Consider the following 8,701-nt stretch of genomic DNA (forward strand, 5'->3'; position numbering starts at 1 on the left):
ACTTTCATCAGATAATGGCAAACGTTCGTCTAGAAGATATTAAACGTAGATTCAATAACGTCACCGCGATCGAGGACATTACCTTTGAAATTCCTGATGGCGAGTTTTGGGTTTTAGTTGGACCATCGGGTTGTGGTAAGTCTACAATTTTACGAACGATCGCAGGTTTAGAAACCGCTACATCTGGCAAACTCTATATTGGCGATCGCTTGGTAAATAATATTCCAGCCAGACAACGGGATGTGGCGATGGTGTTCCAAAACTACGCTCTCTATCCTCACATGAGTGTGGCCCAAAACATCGCCTTTGGCTTGCAAATGCGGAAAGTTGACCGAAAAATTATTCAAGAACGAGTGATGAATGTGGCGCGATCGCTTTCTCTGGATCATTTGCTAGATCGTAAACCCAAACAACTTTCTGGGGGACAACAACAAAGGGTAGCATTAGGGAGAGCGATCGCTCGCGAACCCCAAGTGTTTTTACTTGATGAACCTTTATCTAATTTAGATGCCCAATTGCGCGATGATACCAGGGCAGAATTAAAACAACTACATCAAGAATTAGGGATTACAACTATTTACGTCACTCACGATCAAGTTGAAGCCATGACTTTGGCTGATAAAATTGTCGTGCTAAATCGCGGACGAATTCAACAAATTGGCGATCCCCAAACGATTTATGCAAATCCTGCTAATCAGATGGTGGCAAATTTTTTAGGCAGTCCGCCAATGAATATTTTGCCTGCAATCTATCAAAATAATGGTTTTGATGTGAGCGGACAGTTATTAGCAATCCCAGCAGTTGTGAAAGGAAAATTACAGTCGCGTCAAGGACACAGTTTTGATTTGGGAATTCGTCCAGAGCATATAAAAATAAACACTGATACTGACTCAGAACACAGTACTCAAAACTTAGGATTATTATCGGTTGAAGTTAAAGTTGTGGAACCTTTGGGAAGAGAAACTTTGATTCGTGCTGGTTTACCCGGTTCGGCGGTGATGCTGAATATTCAAGTAGGCTCTGATGTGCGTCTTCGTCCAGGCGATCGCCTTTCTCTACAACTTGATTTAAATCACTTGTTTGTATTTGATCCCAAAACTGGGGACAGAATACTATAAGCGCTTCGGAGTGTAAAATATAATTGTTTTGTGCGCGATCGCTGTGACGGAGTGTGGGGGCAATCGCTGTAATTCGTGGCGAGGGATAGGTTAGCGATCGCATCCAGAATCATCATCACACCGCCGTTACTGCGTCGTGCGATCGCGGTCATTTGTTAACCCGATAGCGAAAATTTGCTGTATCTCTTGCTGAGTAAGAACCTTGGCTGGCCCATGCCGATTTACTTTCACCTTTGGTCACTACACCCCGTTAACTCTTAATTTTCAGGTTACAGCAGTGTGAAGTGTTTATATCCATAATCAAGATGAAATAATGATTCAATCACTACAAAAACTATTTACATTTGATGAATATTTAGAGTTTTTAGAAACACAACCGGAAAATATTCGTTATGAATTACACGATGGAGATATTATTCAAATGCCGCCACCATCAGGCAAACACGAGCAAATAGTAGCATTTTTAACAATGATATTAGGGTATGAGTGTCTTCGTCTTAAACTTAATTACGGTATACCTAAAACTGCAACAGTGAAGCCAGAAAATAAAATATCAGGGTACTATCCTGATGTTTTATTAATGAATTTTTCTAACTTGGGTAATGAACCATTATGGGAGAAACAATCTATCCTTAGTAAACCAGCTTCAATTCCATTAGTGATTGAAGTGGTCAGTACTAACTGGAGAGATGATTATCATAAAAAGTTTGCTGACTATGAAGAAATGGGTATTCAAGAATATTGGATTGTGGATTATGCTGCTTTGGGTAGCAAGGAATTGATAGGCGACCCCAAACAACCAACAATCACAATTTACTCTTTAAGTGATGAGGGTGAATATCGTGGTAAACAGTTTAGAGGAGACGACCGTATAAAGTCTCCAACATTTCCAGATTTAAATCTAACTGTTGAACAAATTTTTTCAGTACGTTATTGATAAACAGGTGTTTCTCGACATTTCACCAAAAATACAAAACACCAAACAACTAAGAATTAATAAAATGACAACTAAAAATGTTGATAAATACGCCGATGTTGCTCCTAAATCTAAGGAGGAAATTAAACCTATTGCTAAAGAAAATAGTCAAATACATATAATTGTCACCCTGCTCACGAAAGGAGCAACGCTCAATGAATTTGATAATAGAGAAAAGGAATATCGGAACCGGACGGGAAGGATCGCGAGCATTCTTCGGTAAATACATAAAACGTGTATGGGGATACGGGACTAAGCGTACTGTTGACCCGTCCGATCCTACTAACATAGATAAGTATGTGTTTCATTTACACTTACCCCCAGGACTTGATTAGCCTATATTTGATTTTAAGCGAGGAAAAAAATAAGAAGAAAGTATAATGTGGGTGAAATGCCTGACGACCTCGATTAACTACCCAATACCCCACAATTGCCTTAACACCCCGTAGCGTCTCTTGTGACGATAGAGTTTGTTTTTTGGTGGTTGGGTGCTAACCTATGATTAGTTGCAAAAAGATAGTTTAAGTAAAAATACATAACGTTTTGAATGTTAGTACTTAATATTACAAGTCTTGTAAATAGTTTCTTAAACTGCCATAAATAATCACAATTAACAATTTTTTGTAGCCAGAATCTAAGAGAATAAAAACTGCAATAGAGACTTTATGGATTAGCTGCAAAAACTTATATGACTATTAATCGACGCCATTTCTTGTTTTTACTGACATCAGGTGCCGGTGCTTTTGCATTAGATGCTTGTGCATTGGCAGAGAAATTTCCTGAGAGAAACACTGCAATTCCTGAAACAACACCAAACACAATAGCAAATACAACACCAAATAAACCAGGTACTATCCAACTACCACCTTTACCTTACGCCTACGACGCACTGGAACCGCACATCGATGCCAAAACGATGCAATTTCACCACGATAAACATCACGCAACTTATGTGAAAAACCTGAATGCAGCCTTAGAAAAACATCCAGAACTCAAAGGTAAAACTGTTGAAGAACTGTTGCAAAAACTTGACAGTGTACCACAAGATATTCGCAAAACAGTACGTAATAATGGCGGCGGTCATGTGAACCACTCAATGTTCTGGCAAATTATGAAGCCAAAAGGTGGGGGAGAACCAACAGGAAATATCGCCTCCGCAATTAATCAAAATTTTGGCTCTTTTGCAGCTTTCAAAAAACAGTTTAATGAAGCTGGCGCTGGTCGTTTTGGTAGTGGTTGGGTTTGGCTAGTACGTAACAAGGGTGGCAAGTTGGAAGTAACAACTACAGCTAACCAAGATACTCCCTTAAGTGCAGGTAAATATCCCATCCTGGGTAACGATGTATGGGAACATGCATATTATCTCAATTACCAGAATCGCCGCGCTGATTATTTAGATGCTTGGTGGAACGTGGTTAATTGGGATGAGATTAACAAGCGGTTTGCGGCAGCAAGTAAATTTGCCTGAAACCAGACAACAATTTAGAGTCACAGGCACTTAAAAATTGGCGACAGAATGTTCTTTCTGTTGCCAGTTTTTTGATGCGATCATCTAATCATTATTTATCTTTTGAAAATGATTTTATTTAATAATTAGTTTTCTTCAATTATTGCAGGTATTTTTTTATTTTTTGAGATTTAATATAGCTTGATTTTACGTTAAAAATAAGAATATATCTCAACAAATCTTGTAATTAATCTTACCTGTATAGTGCTATATTTATGTTGAAAAAAATTATATAAGAATTGCAATTTCGGATTTAATCATCACAATACATGAAATTTAGAACCTTTCTTTAAATGTCGAATTTAAATTTGATTATAAGGAGGATGTTCTCATGAAGATTGGTTGCAAATTATTAACGGTTGCTTTAACTGTTCCATTGCTTCTTGGAATTGTAAATTTTAAAGCACAAGCTGAAGTTACTAGACAATGGGGTGTAGGTGGCGATATTCCCGTTCCTGGCGATTATGATAATGATGGTAGAACTGATTATGCAGTCTGGCGACCGAGTAATGGCACTTGGTATGTCATTAATAGTTCTACAGGTGTAGCAGTTACTAGACAATGGGGCGTTGGTGGCGATATTCCTGTTCCCGGCGATTATGACAGCGATAGTAAAACTGATTATGCAGTCTGGCGACCGAGTAATGGCACTTGGTATGTGATTAACAGTTCTACAGGTGTAGCAGTTACTAGACAATGGGGCGTTGGTGGTGATGTTCCTGCACCTGGGAGATACGATAATGATGGTAAAACTGATTTTGCAGTCTGGCGACCGAGTAATGGAACTTGGTATGTGATTAACAGTTCTACAGGTGTAGCAGTTACTAGACAATGGGGCGTTGGTGGCGATATTCCTGTTCCCGGCGATTATGACAGCGATAGTAAAACTGATTATGCAGTCTGGCGACCGAGTAATGGCACTTGGTATGTGATTAACAGTTCTACAGGTGTAGCAGTTACTAGACAATGGGGCGTTGGTGGTGATGTTCCTGCACCTGGGAGATACGATAATGATGGTAAAACTGATTTTGCAGTCTGGCGACCGAGTAATGGAACTTGGTATGTGATTAACAGTTCTACAGGTGTAGCAGTTACTAGACAATGGGGCGTTGGTGGTGATATTCCTGCCCCTGGCAATTATGATTTCTCTATTAGGAATGACTTCGCAGTTTGGCGACCGAGTAATGGCACTTGGTATATTTTTGGGAATTAGGCTCTTTTTCTCGCACTCTTACTCAAAGAGGTTTTTGAGTAGGTACACCTACAGCACGAGGAAAATTAGCTGGAGTGGTAGCTACCTTACGCAAATACACACAGTGGCGGATGCTGTGGCTTAACGGTGTTGTAAATTGTTCGATTGATTCAATTACACCACCCAAGTGCTTCACAGCATTCTTTAAAGCAGCTGTTTCATCCTCTATCCAATTACCGCGATAAATTATAGCTAAACCTCCCTGTTTGAGTAGTGGTAGGGTATATTCTGCACAGACAGAGGCTGCCCCTACAGCACGGATCAATGCAATATCATAAGCTAGTCGATGTTGGCGGTGCTGACCGATTTCTTCAGCCCTACCAACAAGAGTTTTGGCATTGGTAAGGGCAAGTTCAGTTAATATATTGTCGAGAAAAGTAATTTTTTTCCGAGTGGAATCGAGAAGAGTAATTGGGCAATTAGGTACAGTAATTGCTACGGGAACACCTGGAAAACCTGCACCTGTACCAATATCGACGATCGTAGGGGAAGCAGGAGAGAAATTTGCTGATAAAAGAGGTGCAATTCCTCGCAGAGAATCCCAGAGATGTTTTTCCCAAAACTCTTGGGGTTCAACGATCCGAGTTAAATTTTGTTGGCGATTACCTTTTAGGATTAACTCATAAAGCTTTTGAAATTGCGCTTGTTGTTGAAGAGTTGGTTGCCAATTGAGAGTTTTCTGCCAGATTTCTGCCATCTCAGGCAATAGGTTTGTCATTTGTCATTTGTCATTTGTCATTTGGTATGAGACATGGGACATAGTTTTTCTCTTTGTCCCCTTGTCCCCTTGTCCCCTTGTCCCGTTGTCCCGTTGTCCCCCTACTCTTTTCTCAAACAGTTGGTAGAGGTTCTTTAACTTTGGATTCTAGTGACTTTGGGTCTACTGATTCTAGTTCGCCGTGATTGAGTGTCCAGCAACGGTCTGCGATCGCTAACAGATCCCCAGCATCGTGTGTCACAATTAACAACGTCCAATCTTGTTTCAGTTTCGCTAATAAATTTATCAATTGCCGCCGCATTGACCAATCTAAACCAGCTGTAGGTTCATCTAATAACAGTAAATTTGGCTGGCGAATTAATTGGACTGCCAAAGCTAAACGTCGTTGCTGACCACCACTCAAAGCATAAGGGGCAGCAGAAAGCGATAAATGCTCTAATCCCACTTCACTCAGCGCCTGTCTGACTCTTTCTGACCCTAACTCAGGATGTCCTAAACGCAATTCTTCTAAAATCGAACCACCGCAAAAGTGCCGCTCTGGAAACTGAAATACTAACCCGGCTAATTGTTGTAACTGTTCGGCTATAAGTTCTTGTTCCCGCCAGAAGAGAGCGCCAGTAGTGGGTTCGGCTAGTCCAGACAAAATTTCTAGTAAGGTACTTTTACCGGAACCACTCGGGCCAATAATCAAACCTAGCTGCTGGGGTGCTAATTCTAAATTGATCGATTTGAGAATCGCTGTTGGGCACGCTGTGGGATGATAATTTACATTTCGGAGATAAAGCATTTGTTAAGATTACCAAAAAGTCAGCAAATTACTGATTAGCTACACTGAGAGTGTCTGGAAAATTCTAGAAAAAAATTTACAGCGTATTACCTGGATTAACACCTTAATTTAGCAGCAAGAATTATCCACTTTTTCTCCATTGTGGCAGACTAAGCCTGAAATAATGGCTAGAGCAAGCCTGCAAACATGGAAAGATTACCAATATATAAGAAAATTTTGGTTGAAGCAAAGGCAAGTTGAAATTAACCATTTTTGCATTCTAAGTAACACATACAACTATTTCAACCGCAATTATTCTGAGGGTTAAAATGACTAAAAGGTTTTCTTTGCCTCAATTAGTAGTGTCTGCTCAACTCATTACCTTTGCTCAGACTGCTTTTGCAGCTGCTTTCGCACTTAATGTCTGGGTAAATCCCTCTCTGGCTGGCGATCCCTTTCGCAATAGCGAACCTCATCAAATTGGCGACCAAACAGAAGCCGCTTTTAAAGCGATTTTCCAACAGGGCAATTATCCAGCAGCACAGCGTTATCTAGAACAAGCACTATCCAAAGAGCCAAATGAACCTCTAGCTTATGCCATGAGCGCATCTTTAGCATACGGAAATAAGGATTGGGCTAAACTTGACACCTATAGTCAGAAAACTCTAGAAACTGGAAAAAAACTGATTGCTAGCGATCCATTGCGTGGTAATTTATACACTGCTGTTGGTCATTTTTTAGAAGGTGCAGTAGTTATCACCCGTGAAGGTACTGTCAATGGTGTACCCCAAGCTTTTAGTCGGCTGCGGCAAGTTTATGAATATTTAGACAAAGCCGAAGCAATTTCTGCCAACGATCCAGAACTGAATTTAATCAAGGGTTATATGGATTTATTATTGGCGGTTAATTTGCCTTTTGCTAGCCCAGATCAGGCAATTGGACGCTTAGAAAAAAATGCTGCTCCTGAGTATTTAGTGGATCGGGGTATTGCTCTTGCTTACCGGGATTTAAAACGGTATCCACAGGCGCTAGAGTATGTCAACCGGGCGATCAAAACGACATCTGATAATCCAGAAATTTATTATCTTAAAGCCCAAATACTGAAGCGACTGGGGCAAAGAGAAAAAAGTCAGCAGATGATCCAGGAAGCGATCGCTAATTTTGACAAAGCATTGACTAAAAAATCCCAACTCCCAGGCGATTTAGTCAAACAAATTGAGCGCGAACGCAATAGTGCTGTTAGCCTTAAGAATCCTGGATAATTGGGCATTGGGCATTGGCGATTAAGTTTTATTCTCTATTCCCTATGTCCCATGCCCCATTCCCTACTTTGATATGCTTATTTGCAGACAAGTAATTGAGATATTAAACCAAAATGGAGATTCAGTTCCGCGAAATTAATCCTTTTGATGTGTGGATTTGGCTAAAATTCAGCACAAATCCTTCTGCGCGTGAAAAGCAGTATGTAGAAGAAGTTTTCAATTCCTGGTTTTATCTGGGTAAATTGGGTGCATTTAATGCAGAGAATCTTCAGGTGCAGGACACTGGACTCGATATCAGCTACATGAATTATGATGAACAAGGGTATGATAAAAGCCTACTAGCACTGATGCACAACATCGGTGAGTTTGAATATGAGGGTCAGTGGGGGCGTTGTTGGTTTGACTTAGGAACCAGTGATGCGATCGCATTGGATATTTTAATCAACGCTCTCACCCAGCTAAGTCAGGAATATGTCACCATTGAAGAATTGTACATCGGTGGTGAAAATCCAGATTGGCCTATTGAGGATAGCGAAAGTCGTCCTCAGTCTATTTATGATAATTAGTTACAAAAATGAATAAAGCAGGTGAAATTCGGGTAATAGCCTTGGGGTTAATTCGGAATGGCGATCGCATTTTTGTTTCTGAAGGCTACGATCCCGTAAAACAAGAAACATTTTATCGTGCTTTAGGCGGTGGTGTTGATTTTGGTGAAACCAGCCACACCGCCTTAAAACGGGAATTTCAAGAGGAAATTCAGGCAGACTTAACAAATATTAAATATCTTGGTTGTATAGAGAACCTGTTTACATTTAATGGTAGGCAAGGTCATGAAATTATTCAGCTTTATCAATGTGACTTTGTTGATTCCAAATTTTATCAACTGGAAAGTTTAATTTTTTCAGAATCGCCACATCATAAACATAGAGCATTATGGATAGATATCTCTCGCTTGAAATCTGGAGAATTCAGATTAGTACCCGAAGTATTTTTTGACTATTTATAAAGAATATGGAACTTTACTAAGATTACTTAGCTGTTAATTACCCCTCTTCTGTCACTTTCCGACATAAGCAAGTAGTAAATAACTGAAATTATCCAG

General features: G+C 40.0%; 11 protein-coding genes. 8 read left to right on the forward strand and 3 right to left on the reverse strand.

Going from position 1 to position 8,701, the window contains the following annotated elements; translation table 11 throughout:
• Positions 1-14 precede the first annotated feature (14 nt).
• Complete coding sequence (locus tag RMZ42_RS21475) at positions 15-1,118, forward strand: ABC transporter ATP-binding protein (protein ID WP_322673307.1); 1,104 nt, start codon at positions 15-17, stop codon at positions 1,116-1,118.
• On the opposite strand, the gene RMZ42_RS21480 is transcribed toward RMZ42_RS21475, so the two are convergent.
• On the reverse strand, positions 1,073-1,270 hold the full coding sequence (locus RMZ42_RS21480; protein ID WP_322673308.1) for a hypothetical protein: 198 nt from the start codon (positions 1,268-1,270) through the stop codon (positions 1,073-1,075). The two genes, RMZ42_RS21475 and RMZ42_RS21480, sit on opposite strands and share 46 nt — an antisense overlap.
• Positions 1,271-1,431: 161 nt before the next feature.
• Between RMZ42_RS21480 and RMZ42_RS21485 the strand changes: the two genes are divergently transcribed.
• The 4 genes from RMZ42_RS21485 to RMZ42_RS21500 all read left to right on the forward strand — a co-directional run bounded on the left by RMZ42_RS21485 (position 1,432) and on the right by RMZ42_RS21500 (position 4,814).
• Entirely contained in the window at positions 1,432-2,055 is a 624-nt protein-coding gene (locus RMZ42_RS21485) for a Uma2 family endonuclease (protein WP_322673309.1), read from the forward strand.
• 64 nt (positions 2,056-2,119) lie between these two features.
• The gene (locus tag RMZ42_RS21490; RefSeq protein ID WP_322673310.1) at positions 2,120-2,317 is read left to right on the forward strand and encodes a hypothetical protein; all 198 of its coding nucleotides are present in this window, start codon (positions 2,120-2,122) and stop codon (positions 2,315-2,317) included.
• A gap of 465 nt (positions 2,318-2,782) precedes the next feature.
• Complete coding sequence (locus RMZ42_RS21495) at positions 2,783-3,562, forward strand: superoxide dismutase (RefSeq protein ID WP_322673311.1); 780 nt, start codon at positions 2,783-2,785, stop codon at positions 3,560-3,562.
• A gap of 370 nt (positions 3,563-3,932) precedes the next feature.
• Complete coding sequence (locus RMZ42_RS21500; RefSeq protein WP_322673312.1) at positions 3,933-4,814, forward strand: FG-GAP-like repeat-containing protein; 882 nt, start codon at positions 3,933-3,935, stop codon at positions 4,812-4,814.
• Between the two features lie 22 nt (positions 4,815-4,836).
• On the opposite strand, the gene rsmG is transcribed toward RMZ42_RS21500, so the two are convergent.
• Together rsmG and RMZ42_RS21510 are read right to left on the reverse strand one after the other, a co-directional pair.
• On the reverse strand, positions 4,837-5,571 hold the full coding sequence (gene rsmG, locus RMZ42_RS21505; RefSeq protein ID WP_322673313.1) for a 16S rRNA (guanine(527)-N(7))-methyltransferase RsmG: 735 nt from the start codon (positions 5,569-5,571) through the stop codon (positions 4,837-4,839).
• 112 nt (positions 5,572-5,683) lie between these two features.
• Complete coding sequence (locus RMZ42_RS21510; protein WP_322673314.1) at positions 5,684-6,358, reverse strand: energy-coupling factor ABC transporter ATP-binding protein; 675 nt, start codon at positions 6,356-6,358, stop codon at positions 5,684-5,686.
• Positions 6,359-6,666: 308 nt separating this feature from the next.
• Between RMZ42_RS21510 and RMZ42_RS21515 the strand changes: the two genes are divergently transcribed.
• The 3 genes from RMZ42_RS21515 (at position 6,667) to RMZ42_RS21525 (ending at position 8,605) form a co-directional block, all read left to right on the forward strand.
• The gene (locus tag RMZ42_RS21515) at positions 6,667-7,599 is read left to right on the forward strand and encodes a Sll0314/Alr1548 family TPR repeat-containing protein (RefSeq protein WP_322673315.1); all 933 of its coding nucleotides are present in this window, start codon (positions 6,667-6,669) and stop codon (positions 7,597-7,599) included.
• Positions 7,600-7,712: 113 nt separating this feature from the next.
• A complete protein-coding gene (locus RMZ42_RS21520) occupies positions 7,713-8,165 on the forward strand; it encodes a DUF3531 family protein (RefSeq protein WP_322673316.1) in 453 nt (150 codons plus the stop codon).
• Positions 8,166-8,173: 8 nt separating this feature from the next.
• The gene (locus RMZ42_RS21525) at positions 8,174-8,605 is read left to right on the forward strand and encodes an NUDIX hydrolase (protein WP_322673317.1); all 432 of its coding nucleotides are present in this window, start codon (positions 8,174-8,176) and stop codon (positions 8,603-8,605) included.
• Positions 8,606-8,701: the final 96 nt, after the last annotated feature.

It is taken from the genome of Nostoc sp. DedQUE05 (assembly GCF_034530955.1).
Classification (GTDB): Bacteria; Cyanobacteriota; Cyanobacteriia; order Cyanobacteriales; family Nostocaceae; genus Nostoc.

Bases quoted from the DNA above. Each gene is read 5' to 3' on its own strand.
- rsmG (WP_322673313.1), bottom strand. From the start codon at position 5,571: ATGACAAACCTATTGCCTGAGATGGCAGAAATCTGGCAGAAAACTCTC.
- RMZ42_RS21500 (WP_322673312.1), top strand. From the start codon at position 3,933: ATGAAGATTGGTTGCAAATTATTAACGGTTGCTTTAACTGTTCCATTG.
- RMZ42_RS21520 (WP_322673316.1), top strand. From the start codon at position 7,713: ATGGAGATTCAGTTCCGCGAAATTAATCCTTTTGATGTGTGGATTTGG.
- RMZ42_RS21510 (WP_322673314.1), bottom strand. From the start codon at position 6,358: ATGCTTTATCTCCGAAATGTAAATTATCATCCCACAGCGTGCCCAACA.
- RMZ42_RS21525 (WP_322673317.1), top strand. From the start codon at position 8,174: ATGAATAAAGCAGGTGAAATTCGGGTAATAGCCTTGGGGTTAATTCGG.
- RMZ42_RS21475 (WP_322673307.1), top strand. From the start codon at position 15: ATGGCAAACGTTCGTCTAGAAGATATTAAACGTAGATTCAATAACGTC.
- RMZ42_RS21480 (WP_322673308.1), bottom strand. From the start codon at position 1,270: ATGACCGCGATCGCACGACGCAGTAACGGCGGTGTGATGATGATTCTG.
- RMZ42_RS21495 (WP_322673311.1), top strand. From the start codon at position 2,783: ATGACTATTAATCGACGCCATTTCTTGTTTTTACTGACATCAGGTGCC.
- RMZ42_RS21515 (WP_322673315.1), top strand. From the start codon at position 6,667: ATGACTAAAAGGTTTTCTTTGCCTCAATTAGTAGTGTCTGCTCAACTC.
- RMZ42_RS21490 (WP_322673310.1), top strand. From the start codon at position 2,120: ATGACAACTAAAAATGTTGATAAATACGCCGATGTTGCTCCTAAATCT.
- RMZ42_RS21485 (WP_322673309.1), top strand. From the start codon at position 1,432: ATGATTCAATCACTACAAAAACTATTTACATTTGATGAATATTTAGAG.